At 70.6% G+C, this 14,984-nt stretch carries 13 protein-coding genes and 1 pseudogene; 9 read left to right on the top strand and 5 right to left on the bottom strand.

The window, feature by feature from the left end; genetic code table 11:
- Positions 1–229: 229 nt before the first annotated feature.
- Positions 230–1,003: an ATP-binding cassette domain-containing protein gene (locus ACZ6TV_RS17835; RefSeq protein WP_465298268.1), complete on the bottom strand. Its 774-nt coding sequence runs from the start codon at positions 1,001–1,003 to the stop codon at positions 230–232.
- Positions 1,004–1,159: 156 nt separating this feature from the next.
- On the bottom strand, positions 1,160–2,257 hold the full coding sequence (locus tag ACZ6TV_RS17830) for a sugar ABC transporter substrate-binding protein (RefSeq protein WP_465298267.1): 1,098 nt from the start codon (positions 2,255–2,257) through the stop codon (positions 1,160–1,162).
- A gap of 312 nt (positions 2,258–2,569) precedes the next feature.
- On the opposite strand from ACZ6TV_RS17830, the gene ACZ6TV_RS17825 reads away from it, so the two are divergent.
- Positions 2,570–3,394, top strand: a complete 825-nt coding sequence (locus tag ACZ6TV_RS17825; RefSeq protein WP_465298266.1) for a hypothetical protein — start codon at positions 2,570–2,572, stop codon at positions 3,392–3,394.
- Positions 3,395–3,417: 23 nt separating this feature from the next.
- Here ACZ6TV_RS17825 and ACZ6TV_RS17820 read toward each other — a convergent pair whose 3' ends face one another.
- A complete protein-coding gene (locus ACZ6TV_RS17820) occupies positions 3,418–4,290 on the bottom strand; it encodes a L,D-transpeptidase family protein (protein ID WP_465298265.1) in 873 nt (290 codons plus the stop codon).
- Positions 4,291–4,309: 19 nt separating this feature from the next.
- Between ACZ6TV_RS17820 and ACZ6TV_RS17815 the strand changes: the two genes are divergently transcribed.
- From ACZ6TV_RS17815 to ACZ6TV_RS17805, 3 genes are all read left to right on the top strand, one after another.
- On the top strand, positions 4,310–5,068 hold the full coding sequence (locus tag ACZ6TV_RS17815; protein WP_465298264.1) for a M15 family metallopeptidase: 759 nt from the start codon (positions 4,310–4,312) through the stop codon (positions 5,066–5,068).
- Positions 5,069–5,140: 72 nt separating this feature from the next.
- The gene (locus ACZ6TV_RS17810) at positions 5,141–6,658 is read left to right on the top strand and encodes an outer membrane protein assembly factor BamB family protein (RefSeq protein ID WP_465298263.1); all 1,518 of its coding nucleotides are present in this window, start codon (positions 5,141–5,143) and stop codon (positions 6,656–6,658) included.
- A gap of 84 nt (positions 6,659–6,742) precedes the next feature.
- Positions 6,743–7,576 carry a hypothetical protein gene (locus ACZ6TV_RS17805; RefSeq protein WP_465298262.1) on the top strand — a complete coding sequence of 278 codons (834 nt, stop codon included), beginning with the start codon at positions 6,743–6,745 and terminating at the stop codon, positions 7,574–7,576.
- An 86-nt stretch (positions 7,577–7,662) separates the two neighbouring features.
- Here ACZ6TV_RS17805 and ACZ6TV_RS17800 read toward each other — a convergent pair whose 3' ends face one another.
- Together ACZ6TV_RS17800 and ACZ6TV_RS17795 are read right to left on the bottom strand one after the other, a co-directional pair.
- Positions 7,663–8,085 carry a hypothetical protein gene (locus tag ACZ6TV_RS17800; RefSeq protein ID WP_465298261.1) on the bottom strand — a complete coding sequence of 141 codons (423 nt, stop codon included), beginning with the start codon at positions 8,083–8,085 and terminating at the stop codon, positions 7,663–7,665.
- Positions 8,086–9,495 (bottom strand): KamA family radical SAM protein, encoded by a 1,410-nt coding sequence (locus ACZ6TV_RS17795; RefSeq protein WP_465298339.1) that lies wholly within the window; start codon positions 9,493–9,495, stop codon positions 8,086–8,088.
- Positions 9,496–9,682: 187 nt separating this feature from the next.
- Here ACZ6TV_RS17795 and ACZ6TV_RS17790 point away from each other — a divergent pair, with 187 nt between their 5' ends.
- From ACZ6TV_RS17790 to kdd, 5 genes and pseudogenes are all read left to right on the top strand, one after another.
- Positions 9,683–12,151, top strand: coding sequence for a sensor histidine kinase (locus ACZ6TV_RS17790; protein ID WP_465298260.1), 2,469 nt, complete (start codon positions 9,683–9,685; stop codon positions 12,149–12,151).
- On the top strand, positions 12,148–12,558 hold the full coding sequence (locus ACZ6TV_RS17785) for a roadblock/LC7 domain-containing protein (protein ID WP_203850503.1): 411 nt from the start codon (positions 12,148–12,150) through the stop codon (positions 12,556–12,558). Before ACZ6TV_RS17790 ends, ACZ6TV_RS17785 begins: the two co-directional genes overlap by 4 nt.
- Positions 12,559–12,803: 245 nt before the next feature.
- Complete coding sequence (locus tag ACZ6TV_RS17780; RefSeq protein WP_354788884.1) at positions 12,804–13,190, top strand: DUF742 domain-containing protein; 387 nt, start codon at positions 12,804–12,806, stop codon at positions 13,188–13,190.
- The gene (locus tag ACZ6TV_RS17775) at positions 13,171–13,764 is read left to right on the top strand and encodes a GTP-binding protein (RefSeq protein WP_465298259.1); all 594 of its coding nucleotides are present in this window, start codon (positions 13,171–13,173) and stop codon (positions 13,762–13,764) included. Before ACZ6TV_RS17780 ends, ACZ6TV_RS17775 begins: the two co-directional genes overlap by 20 nt.
- A 62-nt stretch (positions 13,765–13,826) precedes the next feature.
- Positions 13,827–14,954, top strand: a pseudogene (gene kdd, locus ACZ6TV_RS17770) (L-erythro-3,5-diaminohexanoate dehydrogenase); the annotation flags it as partial.
- Between the last annotated feature and the right edge of the window lie 30 nt (positions 14,955–14,984).

The raw sequence follows: 14,984 nt of genomic DNA, 5'->3' as shown, positions 1-14,984 counted from the left end.
CTGACCCAATGCTGAGCTGCTGATGCCCGGCTCCTCCGCTTCGCTTCGGCCCGGTCATGACGTCACCTCCGCTGCGCTCCGGCGCCGCCCTGACCCAATGCTGAGCTGCTGATGCCCGGCTCCTCCGCTTCGCTTCGGCCCGGTCATGACGTCACCTCCGCTGCGCTCCGGTGCCGCCCTGACCCGACACTGCGCCGATGATGATCGGCCCTGTCGCTCCGCTGGCCGATCATGCCTTCGCTCCGTTCTTGCGCAGCCCGAGATCGCCGCTGCGACCGGCGGTGATGAGCTCCACGACCTGTGAGTGGGTCACGTCGGTCGCGCTGACCTGGGCGCACATCTGGCCGAGGTAGAGCGCGGCGATCCGGTCGGCGACCGCGAACACGTCGTTCATGTTGTGCGAGATGAGCACGACGGCGAGGCCGTTGTCGGCGAGGCGCCGCACCAGCTCGAGGACCTGGGCGGTCTGCGCGACGCCGAGCGCCGCGGTCGGCTCGTCGAGCACGACGAGGCGGTTGTTCCACAGCACCGCCTTGGCGATCGCGACGGTCTGCCGCTGCCCGCCGGACAGGCTCGACACGTGCTGGCGGACCGACTGCACGGTGCGCACCGACAGGCTCGCCAGGGTCTCCGCGGCCCGCTGCTCCATCGTGATGTCGTCCAGGACGATGCCGCTCTTGATCTCGCGGCCGAGGAACATGTTCTGGACGATGTCGAGGTTGTCGCAGAGCGCGAGGTCCTGGTAGACGATGTCGACCCCGAGCGCGGCGGCGTCGCGCGGCCCGTGGACGCTGACCGGCTTCCCGTCGAACAGGTACTCGCCGGAGTCGATCGAGTAGATCCCGCCGAGGCATTTGACCAGGGTGGACTTGCCTGCGCCGTTGTCGCCGACGAGGGCGGTGACCTGGCCGGCGTACGCGGAGAAGTCCACGTCACGCAGGACCTGGACCGGTCCGAAGCTCTTGTTGAGCCCACGGACCTCCAGCAGAGGTGTGTCGGTCACGATGCTCCTTCTTGCATGTCCGACCTTGCATGTCCGGCGGGTGTGCACGTCGCGGACCCCGCTGTCCGCGACGGGAGAGCTGCCCGTCGGGTGTGTTCACAGCGCGGACCCGGTGTCCGCTTGGGGGAGCGGACACCGGGTCGGCAGCGCCGGGTGCTACTTGATGCCCGCCGTCGCGCACTTGGCGGCGAAGTCGCCGGTGCACAGTTCGGCGACCGTGACGTAGCCGTCGTCGACGACGTCCTTCACGTTGTCCTTGGTGATCGACTTCGGGGTGAGCAGGACCGCGTCGACCTCACGCTTGCCCTCCGGGTCGGTCACCTTCTGGGAGGTGGCGCCCTTCTCGCCCTTGGCCAGGCCGATGGCGAGCTTGGCGGCGGCGTCGGCCTCCTGCTTGACGGCCTTGTAGACGGTCATGCACTGGTCGCCGTTGAGGATGTTCTGCAGGCCCTGGACGGTGGCGTCCTGGCCGGTGACCGGGACCTTGCCGTTGAGCTTCTGCTTCTTGAGGATGTTGATCGCGGCGTTGCCGAGGCCGTCGTTGGCGGCCAGGACGCCCGCGATGTTCGGCGTCGAGGTCAGCATCTGCTCGAACGTCGTGCCGGCGGTGGTGTTGTCCCACTCCGCGACCCACTGGTCCGGGCCCTTGATGTATTCGGCGCTGTCGTACTTGGCCTTGAGCACGCCGTCGTAGCCCTGCTTGAACAGGGTGGCGTTGTTGTCGGTCTGCGAGCCGTTGAGCTCGGCGATGACCGGCTTGGTGACCTTCGCGTCGGTGAGGCACTTGACGAGGCCCTCGCCCTGCAGCTTGCCGACCGCGACGTTGTCGAAGCTGACGTAGTACGCCGCCGAGCCGCCGAGGGTCAGCCGGTCGTAGTCGATGGTCGCGACGCCGGCGGCCTTGGCCTTGTCCAGCACGGCCTTGCCGGTGCCGGAGTCCAGGTTGACGATCATGAGGACGTTGACGCCGCCCGTGATCATCTGCTCGGCGATCGTCTGGAACGCGGCCTTGTCGTTCTGCGCGTTCTGGATGTCGTAGTCGACGCCGGCGGTCTTGAACGCCGCCTCGAGATATTTACGGTCCGCGGTCTCCCAGCGGGCCGAGGACTTGCTGTCGGGCAGGATCACGCCGATCTTGGGCTTCTTGGCGTTGCCGCCGGTGCCGGGGTCGGCCGCCTTGTCGTCGCCGCAGGCGGTGAGCCCGCCCGTGGCGAGGACGCCTACCGCCAACAGGGAGAGGATCCCTTTGCGCATTTGCATGGGTCCTTTCGGATATGCGCCCTGCCGGGGCGCGAGGGGGTTCGGGGCGGGGGGTCCACCGTCGGGGTGCGTTCGGGACGACGGTGATTGTTGTGCCCGGCAACGTATTCCTCCGCGACGGGTGGGCACAAGCCCGTCGTGTTTTCGAAAATGTTGTTGGCGGTAACAATTGCGCAACGCGCCCGCAACCGCTCCCACCGCCATGATCATCGCGCTTTCCGGCATCCGGTTCGGCGCGTTGCCGGGTGCCGAGCGGTTGCGTGGAACGAGAAACCCGGATGATCGTTCCGCACTATCCTCGACACCATGATCACTCCGCCGTTCGCGCCGGAGATCCTGGCCGAGTTCCCGGAGCTCACCGCCCTCGGCAGGACCGCGACCCGGCTGCACCCGCGCCGGGCGACCGGACAGCGCGCGCCCCGTGCCGGCGACAGCCACGTCGGCGGCCCCCTCGCGTGGCCCGCCGCCGAGCCCTGGCCGGTCTGCACCCGCGAACTGCGCTCCGACGGCCGCGGGGGCCACCGCCACGCCAGCCCCAACCCGCTCGTCCCGCTCGCCCAGCTGTGGGCGTCCGACATCCCCGACCTGCCCCGCCCCGACGGCGCCGACCTGCTGCAGGTCCTGTGGTGCCCGGTCGAGCACCTCCGCGACGTCGCCGGACCCGCCGTCCTCGTCCGCTGGCGCCGCGCCGCCGACCTGCCCGCGGACCTGCTCACCGAGCCGCCGCAGGGCGACGTCCAGCACGCCGGCTGGATCCCCACGCCGTGCCTGCTGGACCCGGAGCGGATCACCGACCACCCGTGCGCCGAGGCGCTGCCCGCCGCCGTCCGCGACCGCATGCCACCCGGCATCGCCGGGGGGTTCGTCGCCCCCGGCTGGAAGGTCGGCGGTCACCCGCGCCGCGGCGGCGACATCCCGTGCCCGCGCTGCGCGACCCCGGCCGAGCTGCTGCTGGTCATCACCGACCACGAGTACGACGACGAGACCTACCACTGGATCCCGGTCGAGGAACAGGACCTGGACTGGTCCGCCCCGGACAACGGCGCCCACCGACGCCCGACCGCCCTGCGGCTGGACGCCGACCTGCACGTGTTCACCTGTCCTGGCTGCGGCACCGTCCACGTGACCTGACCGGCGCCGCCCACCCGGGCCGCTCAATAGCGCGACAGGTCGCCGGTCGGCGACAGCACGATCCGCGGGTTCGCCGCCGGGTTGAGCCACCGCAGCAACGCCACCAGGTCACCCTGCGGCAGGCTCACGCACCCGAGCGTCGACCCGCCGGTGCTCTGGTGCAGGAAGATCCCCGACCCGCGGCCCGGCGTCGCCGGCATGTTGTAGCGGATCACCGCGAAGTAGGTGTACTGCGGGCTGATCTGCCACAGCGGCTCGCTCGGCCCGCCCGGGTTCGCGCCGTGGTGGAACGTGTTGTAGCCGGGGGAGTCGCTGTTCTCGTCCCACCAGTCGTCCTGCACCACCCGGTGGTAGGTGTACCTGACGCCCGGGTTCGCGGCGATGCCGTACATCGTGGCGTCGAAGGCGAACACACCGGTCGGGGTCGTCTTGTCGCCCTCGCGCTTGTTGCCGCTGAAGCCGTTGCCGCCGATCTTCGCGGTCATCGCCGACAGCGCCGGCTGCCACACCCCGTTGGTCTTCCCATACGCCCGCAGGCTCGTCGTCGTCGCCGACGCGCTGGCCGCCTGCACGATGACGACCTGGGTCGTGTTCGACGGGAGGGTCTTGAGCCGCGAGGCGTCATTCGCCACGGTCGCCGCGGCCGCGGTCTTCGACGGGGACGCCTTCTTCGACGCGGACGGCGACGCCGCGGCGGACGGCGACGCCGGCCCGGACGGGCTGCTGAACGCCGCGGGGACCTCCTCGGACGGCTCGACGGGGTCCGTGGCGGAGGGCGCCGAGGTCGCCTGCGGGGCGCCGGACGGCTTTCCGCCACAGCCCGTCAGCACCAGCAACAGCGTGGCGAGAGCGAACAGGGCCTGTGGGGCGCGTCGTCTGCGCTGGTCAACCGGCACGACACATAGTATCGGCCGCATGCACAACCGTGTCCGCCCCCGTCCCCGTCCCGTCACCGCCGTGGCCTCGGCCCTGGTCCTGCTCGTGCTGGCGGGCTGCGGGGGCGGCACCGGGGGCACCGCGGCCAGCGGGTCGCCGCCGTCACCGACGGTTTCGGTCCCCGCCCCGTCGTCCGCTCCGGCCGCTGCCGCCAGTACACCCGCCGCGTTCACCGGCACGGTCGAGGTGCTGCCCGCCGAGGCGCGGCAACGCATGACCGGCGTGTCGTGGCGGCAGGGCTGCCCCGTCGGCCTCGACGACCTGCGGCTGCTGCGGCTGTCCTATGTCGGCTTCGACGGCGCCGAGCACACCGGCGAGCTCGTGGTGCACCGCGGCATCGCCGACCCGGTCGTGCGGATCTTCGGCAGGCTCTACGAGGCCCGCTTCCCGATCCGCGGCATGCAGACCATCGAGGCGTTCGGCGGCAGCGACGACGCGTCCATGGCCGCCGACAACACCTCGGCGTTCAACTGCCGCAACGTGCCCAACACGAAGCACTGGTCCAACCACGCCTACGGCCGCGCCATCGACATCAACACCGTCGAGAACCCGTACCTGCCGGGCAGGCAGATCATGCCGCCCGCCGGCAAGGACTACCTGGACCGCGGTAACGTCAGACCCGGCATGATCGTCGCCGGCGACGTGGTGGTGACCGCGTTCAAGGCCGAGGGCTTCACCTGGGGTGGCTCCTGGCGCTCCGGGGTGGACTACCAGCACTTCGAGAAGCCGCTCGGGTGAGCCCGGTGGCCCGGATCTCATAGCGCCGTTCGGAGGAGCCTCACAGTGGCGAGGGATCGACATACTGTCGCCATGTCACGAACGGGGACCCTCCGTCTCTCCCTCGCCGCCGCCATTGCCCTGATCGTCGGCGGGGTCGCCACCGCCGCGTACGCGTTGCGCGACACGGCGTCCGAGTCGCCGGACGTCTCCGCGACCGGCGCGCCCGCCGCGTCGACGCCCCCGTCACCGGCGAAGCCCGCGTTCACCGGCTGGTCCGACCCGGCGCTGGTCGGCAAGCCGTACGGGACGAAGGTCCAGGGCCTGCTGACGTTCCGCGGCAACCCGACCCGCACCTACTACGGTCAGGGTCCGGTGCCGCGCGAGATGCCGGTGCGCAAGTGGCAGTTCCCGAAGACCGGGGGCCTGTGCCGCATGTCGGAGGACAAGGGCAAGACGACGCAGTGGTGCGGCAACGGCTGGACCGGCCAGCCCGCCGTCTTCGAGAAGGACGGCCGGACCTGGGTCGTGTTCGGCGCCTACGACGGCGCCATCCACTTCCTCGACGCCGCCACCGGCGAGCGGATCCTCCCCGACTTCCAGACCGGCGACATCATCAAGGGCACCGTCACGATGGACCCGGACGGCTACCCGCTGCTCTACTCCGGCTCCCGCGACAACCACTACCGGGTCATCGCCCTGGACCGCGGCAAGCCGACCGAGCTGTGGAAACTGTCCGCGACCGCGGTCAAACCGACGATGTGGAACGACGACTGGGACGGCTCCGGGCTCATCATCGACGACTACCTCTTCGAGGGCGGCGAGAACAGCCAGTTCCACATCGTGAAGCTCAACCGCGGCTACGACGCCAACGGCAAGGTCACCGTCGACCCGAAGCTCGTGTTCAACACTCCCGGCTGGGACGCACAGCTGCTCAAGGACTTCGGCGACACGAACGTCTCCATCGAGAACTCCGTTGCGATCTTTAAGGACGTCGTGTACTTCGCGAACTCGGGCGGCCTCGTGCAGGGCTGGGACATCAGCGGCCTGAAGTCCGGCAAGACCCCCACCCGCGTCTTCCGGTTCTGGACCGGCGACGACACCGACGCCTCCATCGTCATCGACGAGGACGGTTTCCTCTACGTCGGCTCCGAGTACGAGAAGGGCAACGCCCGCTCCAAGCAGGTCGGCCAGATGCTGAAACTCGACCCGTCGAAGCCCGACGATCCCGTCGTCTGGTCGGTGAAGGACCAGGGCAGCCGGCCCGCCGGTATCTGGGGCACCCCGGCGCTCTTCAAGGACATCGCCATCTTCGACACCACCGGCGGCGACGTCATGGGCCTGGACCGCGCGACCGGCGCGGTCCGCTGGAAGTTCCGCGTCCCGGGCAACGAGACCTGGCAGTCGCCTGTCGTCGTCGACGACACGCTCTTCATCGGCGACTGTTCCGGGGTCATGCACGCCTATGACGTCAAGGACACGAACGCCCAGCCCAAGCTTCTCTGGGAGCTGAAGATCGGCGGCTGCATCGAGTCGACCCCCGCCGTGTGGAAGGGCGCCATGTACTTCGGCACCCGCGCCGGCGCGATCCACTCCCTGGCGGTGTCCTGACATATGCACCTAGTATCCTAGGATGCCTTAGGCGGTGGGTGCTCCACCACAGCGGACCCAGCGACCGCCGGGGAGGACGACGGCATGCGCCGGGGTGAGGCACGGCTGGACCGCGACGTGGCTGCGCTCCTGGCGGCCAGGGCGTTCATCGAGATCAGGGCGCTGGCGTCCGGCGGCGGCGACGTGGAGCGCATCAGGTTCCTGGCCGACCTGTGCCACAACCTGCCCGGAGTGGCGCGGCCTCCTCGGTGGCGGCCGACGCGCCGCGGCGAGCGCGCCGACGCGTCCGAGCGGGCGATGGACGCCAGGCCGATGAGCTGGACCTGGCACACCGCGGGCCCGCAGGGGCAGGCGTGGATGCTGCGCCAGATCGAGGATGCCGGGGAGGTCTGGGCGCCGCCTCCGCCGCTGCCGGGGCATCCGAGGGGTCCGGCGCGGTTGACGCTGCCGCAGCGGGTGGGGGTCCTGCTGCGGCGTTGGCCGGTGCGTCCCCCGGCGGGCCGGCGGCCGTTGCCCGGGGCGGCCCTGGTGCTGAAGGCTCTCGACACGGACGCGGTGTGTGCCGTGCACGAGGAGGCGGCGCGGCTGAGGCTCGGTCTGGGCGCGGGTGCGGCGTTCCTGCGGGAGCACCTGGCCGTGGACGGCGTGCATTATCTGGTCCCGGACCCGGCCGACTACTACTGGCCCGGCGGCGCCGGCGGCGCGGGCGGGACGATCCGCTGGTGGCAGTGCGGTGTCCTGCTGCGGATGGCCGACGGTGAGCAGGTCAGCGGCAGTGTCGCGGTGCTGCCGGAGACCTTCGTGGCGCTGCCTTCGGCGGGTGTACCGCGGCGGGAGCAGGTGCGCCTGGTCCACGTCCTGCGTGGGACGGAGCGCGACACCTACCTCTGGGGTCGCGACCGTGGGTCCAATTCCTAGCATCCTAGGACGCCTTAGGCGACGTGGCTGACGCCACGCCAGTACAAAGACATGCCGCTGCGCGGCGGACTTCCGTTTTTGCTTGGTCAGGGACCGCTGCTCGGGCTCGTCGTGCGTTGGGTGACGGGCTGCTGGCAGGCGACGACGGCGTCGAGGTGCCAGCCGAGCGGGGCGTGGGAGCGGAACGTCAGCACGGCGACCGTGTGGGCCTTGGCGTCGAAGGCGATGTCGATCCGTTCGGGTTCCTCGTGCACGCGGTGCAGTCCCCGGAGCAGGGTGCTGGAGCGGGCCTGGGCCCAGGCGGTCGCGAGCTGCTCCGGGGAGCGGGTCTCCCGGGTGGTCGGGGTCGCCGTCGCGTACGCGGCGGCGATGTGGCCGTTCGGGGCGCACTGCAGGCGGCCGGCCGGGTCTGGGCCGGATGGTTCGCCGTCGCCGATCGAGTTGATGTACAGGATGACGGCGACCGCGGCGAGGCTCAGCCCGAGCAGACGCAGGATGTTACGTCGCACTCACTCAGCGTAGGCGACCAGGGGGAGCTGCGCTTCGGCACGCCATTTGGCGATGCCGGCGGCGGGGAGGGTGTCGATGGGGTCGTAGTACGGGTAGGTGCGGTCGAGGTCCATGGAGGAGTCCTCGATGGAGGTGCGGTAGTTCTTGGTCCAGTAGGTGATGCCGCGCTCGCGGTCGTAGTCGGTGACCATGTGGACCCAGCGTTTGCCGACGAAGGGGACGTCGCAGACGATGCGCGGGGTGGCGTAGCCGGGCAGGTAGCCCATGATGTCGTGCTGGAGCTGCTGGGCCTGCCAGACGGCGACGCGCCAGTGTTCGGCGTTGGGGATCATGTCGCACATGTAGAAGTAGTACGGGAGGATGCCGGCCTCTCCTTGCAGGGCGAAGCAGAGGTCGAGCAGGTCGGCGGCGGTGGCGTTGACGCCGCGCATGAGGACGCCCTGGTTGCGGACGTCGCGGACGCCGACCTCGAGGGCGGTGTGGGCGGCTTTCGCGACGAGTGGGGTGAGGGATTGGGCGTGGTTGACGTGGGTGTGGATGGCGAGGTTGACGCCGCGGCGGGCGGCGGTGCGGGCGACGCGTTCGAGGCCTTCGACGACGGTGGGTTGCAGCCAGTGCTGGGGGAGGCCGGCGAGGGCTTTGGTGGCGAGGCGGATGTCGCGGATGGTGTCGATGCCGAGCAGTCGCATGAGGAAGGTTTCGAGCTGGGGCCAGGGGACGTTGGCGACGTCGCCGCCTGATACGACGACGTCGCGGACGCCGGGTTGGCCTTTGAGGTAGGTGATCATGGCGTCGTAGCGGTCGACGGGTTTGAGGGTGAGGCGGAGTTTGGACACGGCGGGGGTGCTGTTGCCGACGAGGTCCATGCGGGTGCAGTGGCCGCAGTACTGGGGGCAGGTGGAGAGCAGTTCGGCGAGGACTTTGGTGGGGTAGCGGTGGGTGAGTCCTTCGGCGACCCACATGTCGTGTTCGTGGAGTGAGTCGCGGCTGGCGTGGGGGTGTGAGGCGAAGTCGGTGAGGCGGTCGGAGGCGACGGGGAGCATGTAGCGGCGGACGGGGTCGGCGAGGAGTGTTTTGTCGGTGATGTCGCCGTTGGGGACCATGGTGTTGATCATGTGGGGTGGGACGAGCATCGACATGGTGGCCTGGGTGGCCTGGTCGAGGGCGAGGTCGTCGTAGAAGTCGGCGGAGATGAGGTCGCCGTAGACGGTGCGGAGCTGGGCGATGTTCTTGACGCAGTGGGCCCGCTGCCATTGGGCGGATTCCCATTCGTCGCGGGTGACGTCGCGCCAGCCGGGGAGGCGGCGCCAGTCGGGCTCGACGAGTTCGCGGCGTTCATACGCGTACGGCTGCACGACACACACCTCCGGGATGGCGGCGACAGAAATTATCCGCCAGAACTGCCACAGTAGCGAAGATTCTGCGGCGGTTCGAGCCCGAGCGGGAGATTCTACTGTCTGTCATCCGGCTGGTCGGGAAAACGGGGCCGTGGACATGACGGTCGGTGACGAGCGCGCCCGCCTACGGTGGCGGTTCCGCAACCGAACCGCACCCTGATCCGCACCCTGATCCGTCTGAGCACACGTCTGAGGTCTGATGAACAACCGTTGGTCGATCCGCGCGAAGATCACGGCGATGCTGGCGATCCCGATCGTCATGCTCGTCGCGATCTGGTTGTTCGCGGTGAGCTTCACCCTGCAGCCGGCCCTGGATCTGCGGAACTCGAAGCTCGTCAGTGACAAGGTGACCGAGCCCGCCGAGGCGATGGTCGAGCAGTTGCAGGTCGAGCGGCAGCTGACGACGGTGTTCGTCGCCGGTGGCCGGAAGAACGCCGCGGCGGTGCAGGAGCAGCGGGTGAAGACGGACCTGGAGGTGAAGGAGTTCCGGGAGCTCGCCGCGGACAAGGACTTCCAGGACGTGGCGAGCGCCGAGACGAAGCAGGCGATCGCGACGTCGACGAAGGCCCTCGATGCGCTGCCGCAGCTGCGGCAGCTGGCGGACTCGGGTGGTTCGGCGGACGCGGTGCGGCAGGCGTACTCGGGGATCATCACGGGCTCGTACGGCATCGGTGAGTCGGTGTCGAACCACCAGGACTCCGAGGTGACGGAGGAGGCGACGGGCGTGTTCGTCCTGGGGCTGTCCCGGGACCTGTTCTCGCAGGAGGACGCGCTGATCACGCAGGCGGCGGCGAGCAACCAGTTCACGGCGTCGGTGCACACGGAGCTGGTGGCGCTGATCGGTCAGAAGCGGCTGATCCTGCCGTACGGTGTGACGCTGCTGCCGCCGCAGACGCAGGCGCGGTTCGGTGCGTTGTCCGGTGGTGAGCCGATGCAGAAGTTGACGCAGTTCGAGAACCAGCTCCTTGCCACGCCGCCGGGGACGGCGGAGGCGGCGGGGATCAACCTGCAGGCGTGGCGGGCGGCGTTCGACCCGGTGAACGAGGACCTGAAGCGGTTCCGGTCGGAGGTGCAGGCGCACAACGTGCAGGCGGCGCGGGACGCGTCCGACGCGATCTTCCTGCGGCTGGGTATCGCGGGTGCGCTGGGGCTGCTGGCGGTGATCCTGTCGCTGGTGCTGTCGGTGCGGATCGGCCGGTCCCTGGCGCGGCGGTTGGACGGTCTGCGGGCGGCGGCGCTGGAGCTGGCGGACGAGCGGTTGCCGTCGGTGGTGTCGCGGCTGCGGCGGGGTGTGCAGGTGGACGTGGCGGTGGAGGCGCCGCCGTTGCGGCTGGGCACGGACGAGATCGGTCAGGTGGGTGAGGCGTTCAACTCGGTGCAGCGCACGGCGGTGGCGTCGGCGGTCGAGGAGTCGTCGGTGCGGCAGGGCATGAATGAGGTGTTCCTGAACATCGCGCGGCGGTCGCAGACGTTGTTGCACCGGCAGTTGTCGCTGCTGGACGGGATGGAGCGGCGGACGACGGAGCCGGATGACCTGGCGGACCTGTTCCGGGTGGACCATCTGGCGACGCGTATGCGGCGGCATGCGGAGGACCTGGTGATTCTGGCGGGTGCGGCGCCGGGTCGTGGCTGGCGGAATCCGGTGTCGGTGATCGACGTGGTGCGTGGCGCGGTGTCGGAGGTGGAGGACTACGCGCGGGTGCAGGTGCAGCAGATCGGTGAGGGTGCCGTCGTGGGGCGGGCCGTGGGCGACATCATCCACCTGCTGGCTGAGCTGATCGAGAACGCGACGGCGTACTCGCCGCCGCACACGCGGGTGAACGTGACGGGTCAGCTGGTCCCGAACGGTTTTGTGATCGAGATCGAGGACCGTGGGCTGGGGATGTCGGAGCAGGCGATCGCGGACGCGAACCGGCGTCTGGTGGAGCCGCCGGAGTTCGACCCGGCGAACAGTGCCCGGTTGGGGTTGTTCGTGGTGGCGCAGCTGGCGGCGCGGCACGGGGTGCGGGTGGTGCTGCGGTCCTCGCCGTTCGGTGGGGTGACGGCGGTGGCGTTGCTGCCGGTGGAGCTGGTGGTGGCGCAGCCGTCGGTGTCGGCGCTGCCGCCGGGTGCGCCGGCGGACCTGTCGAAGACGCATGAGATGCAGGTGGTGGCGCGGGAGCCGTTCTCGTGGCTGCCGGGTGACGGTGCCGGTGGGGTGCCGGAGCACACGCAGGTGCTGCCGGCGTCGTCGATCGGTGCGCGGCCGGCGTTGTCGGTGGTGCAGCCGCAGCCGTCGGCGGCTGCCGAGGTGCCGCAGGGGCGCCGGTCGGGTCCGGGTCCGCTGCCGCGGTCGAGGCCGGCGGGGCGTGCGGAGGCCGCACCGGCGGGGTCACCGGATGTGCGGGATGCGGGCGCACCGGCGGGCCGGGTGGCGGGGTCGCGGGGGTTGCCGAAGCGGGTCCGGCAGCAGAGTCTCGCGCCGCAGTTGCAGCAGGACTCGGCGGTCGGTGATGTGGAGGACGTGGAGGTGCCGCAGGCGAGCCGGTCGCCGGAGCAGTTGCGGCGGATGATGTCGTCGTTCCAGGCGGGGACGGTGCGGGGCCGGCATGCGAGTGCTTCGGAGCCCGGTGACGGCAGTGACAGCAGTGGTATCGGCAGCACGGGTCGTGACGGGGTGGCGGGATGACGGCGGCGCAGGGAAGCAACATCGGTCTGAACTGGCTGCTGGATGACCTGGTGGATCGGGTGCCGTCGGTGCAGCGGTCGGTGGTGCTGTCGGTGGACGGGCTGATGATGGGTGCGTCGAAGGGTCTGTCGCAGGAGGACGCGGAGCATCTGTCGGCGGTCGCGGCGGGGTTCCAGAGTCTGGCGCGGGGTGCGGGGCGGCATTTCGGTGGTGGCCCGGTGCGGCAGACGATCATCGAGATGGAGTCGGCGTTCCTGTTCGTGACGGCGGCGGGGCGGGGTGCGTGTCTGGCGGTGCTGGCGGAGTCGGATGCTGACATCGGGTTGATCGCGTACGAGATGGCGATGCTGGTGCAGCGGGTGGGGCAGAACCTGTCGACGTCGGCGCGGCCGGCGGCCGGCGGATGACGACTCCACCGGGGCGGCATGCGGCGGGTCAGCCGGGCCAGCCGGACCGGGAGTACGGGCGGGGCGATCCCGGGCAGGCCGAGCAGTGGGTCGAGCAGCAGTGGGCGGAGCAGCAGCGCGCCGACCAGTTCCGGGCGTCCCAGGGCGCGCTTCAGGGCGGGCATCAGGGCGGGCATTGGAACGGGCAGTCGGGTGAGCTGGAGCCGGTGGGGGAGCACGCGTGGCCGGAGCAGCGGCGTGGTGACCTGGCGGCGGAGCCGTGGGTCGATCACACGTGGGTGGACCGGGACGCGGGTCCGGTGGTGCGCCCGTATGCGATGACGGGCGGGCGGGTGCATCCGGCGTCGGGGTCGTTCGACGTCGTCGCGATGGTGGTGGCGAACCGTGCGGCGTTGCAGGACCTCGGGTACGGGCTGCAGCCGGAGCACCGGGCGATCCTCGCGTATGCGCGGGAGCCCCTCGCGGTGGCGGAGCTGGCGTCGCATCTGGATCTGGCGCTGGGCGTCGTGCGGGTGCTGCTCGGTGATCTGCTGGGTCAGGGGCTGATCGAGATGTACCACCCTCCGGCGGCGGGCGAGCTGCCGAGCGAGAGCATCCTCAAGGCGGTGATCAATGGACTACGGGCGCTCTAGCCGGCCGGTCCCGACGGCGATCAAGATTCTGGTCGCGGGTGGGTTCGGGGCTGGGAAGACGACTCTCGTGGGTGCGGTGAGTGAGATCCGGCCGTTGCAGACGGAGGAGTCGCTGACGGCGGCGGGGGTTGGCACCGACGATCTGACGGGGGTGGAACGCAAGTCGACGACGACGGTGGCGATGGACTTCGGGCGGATCACGATCGGGCAGGACGTGGTGTTGTACCTGTTCGGGACGCCGGGTCAGGACCGGTTCTGGTTCCTGTGGGACGAGCTGGCGTTGGGTGCGTTGGGCGCTGTGGTGCTGGCGGACACGCGGCGGCTGGCGGACTGTTTCCCGTCGATCGACTATTTCGAGCGGCGGGGGACGCCGTTCGTGGTGGCGGTGAACTGTTTCGATGACGCGTCGTCGTACACGGAGGCGGAGGTGCGGGAGGCGCTGGACCTGGACGGGCATGTGCCGTTGCTGTTGTGTGACGCGCGGGACCGTGAGTCGAGCAAGGCGGTGCTGATCGGTTTGGTCGAGCATGTCCTGGCGTTGTCGACGGCGCAGTCACCTTCCCGCATGCGGTAGTTCTTCCCGCACTGCGGCTGGTGTGCCGGAAAATCTTCGGCTAACTTGTGGCAGTGCGGGAAATGACATCGCCTATCGGGTTGCATCGGGTCGTCGCGCCGGCCGGGGTGCTGCCCCAGGCCGCCCACCGGCTGGATGCGGGCGCGGAGATCGGCGCCGACGAGGTCCGCATCCGCGTCGAGCGGCTCAACCTGGACGCCGCGTCCTACCACCAGTTGCGCACCGAGCACGGCGGGGACGGCGCGGCGATCCGCGCGGCCGTCCTGGACATCGTCGCGGCCCGCGGGAAGATGCACAATCCGGTCACCGGGTCCGGTGGCATGCTCATCGGCACGGTCGAGGAGGCCGGCCCGGCGTCGCCGCTGGGCCTGCGGGCCGGTGACCGGGTGGCGACCCTGGTGTCGCTGACCCTGACCCCGCTGCACGTCGCCGACGGCCTGCGGGCGTGGGACGGCCTGTCCGAGCAGGTCCCGTGCGACGGGCACGCGATCCTGTTCGCCCGGTCCATCGCCGCGGTCCTCCCCGCCGACCTCGACCCGCAGCTGTCCCTGGCCGTCCTCGACGTGTGCGGCGCCCCCGCCCTCGTCGCCCGCGTCGTCCGGCAGGCGCTGCACGGCCGCACGGAGCAGGGGCAGTCCCCGACCGGTGGACGTCGGACACCCGGCTCGAGCGGGCGCCCGTTGACGGTGGCCGTCCTCGGCGCCGCGGGCAAGAGCGGCTCCCTGTCCCTGGCCGCCGCCCACGACGCGGCCGGTTCAGGCGGTTCAGGCGGTGCGGGCGGTGCGGGGGTGCGGACCGTCGGGGTGGTCCGCGACGCCGCCGAACGGGACCGGCTGGCCGGCACCGGACTCGCCGACGACATCGTCATCGCCGACGCCCGCGACGCGGTCGGTCTCGCCCGGGCCCTGGACGGCACGTTCGGCGGGACCGGCGGCCCGGCGGACGTCACCGTCGTCTGCGTCGACGTCCCCGGCTGCGAGCACGCCGCCGTCCTGGCCACCGCCCCCGGCGGCACCGTGGTGTTCTTCTCGATGGCGACGTCGTTCCCCGCGGCGGCCCTCGGCGCCGAAGGGCTCGCCGCCGACGTGACGATGCTCATCGGCAACGGCTACGTCCCCGGGCACGCCGACTACGCCCTGCAACTGCTGCGCGCCGACCCCGGCGTCCAGGCCCTCTTCCAGGCCCGCCTCCACACCGACCAGACCACCGACCCGACCACC

This window comes from Dactylosporangium sp. NPDC051087 (genome assembly GCF_055586325.1).
This window is presented reverse-complemented; position numbering and strand designations above follow the sequence as displayed.

Excerpts from the sequence above, each read along its gene's own strand:
- ACZ6TV_RS17830 (WP_465298267.1), bottom strand. The coding sequence starts at position 2,257 with ATGCGCAAAGGGATCCTCTCCCTGTTGGCGGTAGGCGTCCTCGCCACG.
- ACZ6TV_RS17825 (WP_465298266.1), top strand. The coding sequence starts at position 2,570 with ATGATCACTCCGCCGTTCGCGCCGGAGATCCTGGCCGAGTTCCCGGAG.
- ACZ6TV_RS17815 (WP_465298264.1), top strand. The coding sequence starts at position 4,310 with ATGCACAACCGTGTCCGCCCCCGTCCCCGTCCCGTCACCGCCGTGGCC.
- ACZ6TV_RS17810 (WP_465298263.1), top strand. The coding sequence starts at position 5,141 with ATGTCACGAACGGGGACCCTCCGTCTCTCCCTCGCCGCCGCCATTGCC.
- ACZ6TV_RS17805 (WP_465298262.1), top strand. The coding sequence starts at position 6,743 with ATGCGCCGGGGTGAGGCACGGCTGGACCGCGACGTGGCTGCGCTCCTG.
- ACZ6TV_RS17790 (WP_465298260.1), top strand. The coding sequence starts at position 9,683 with ATGAACAACCGTTGGTCGATCCGCGCGAAGATCACGGCGATGCTGGCG.
- ACZ6TV_RS17785 (WP_203850503.1), top strand. The coding sequence starts at position 12,148 with ATGACGGCGGCGCAGGGAAGCAACATCGGTCTGAACTGGCTGCTGGAT.
- ACZ6TV_RS17775 (WP_465298259.1), top strand. The coding sequence starts at position 13,171 with ATGGACTACGGGCGCTCTAGCCGGCCGGTCCCGACGGCGATCAAGATT.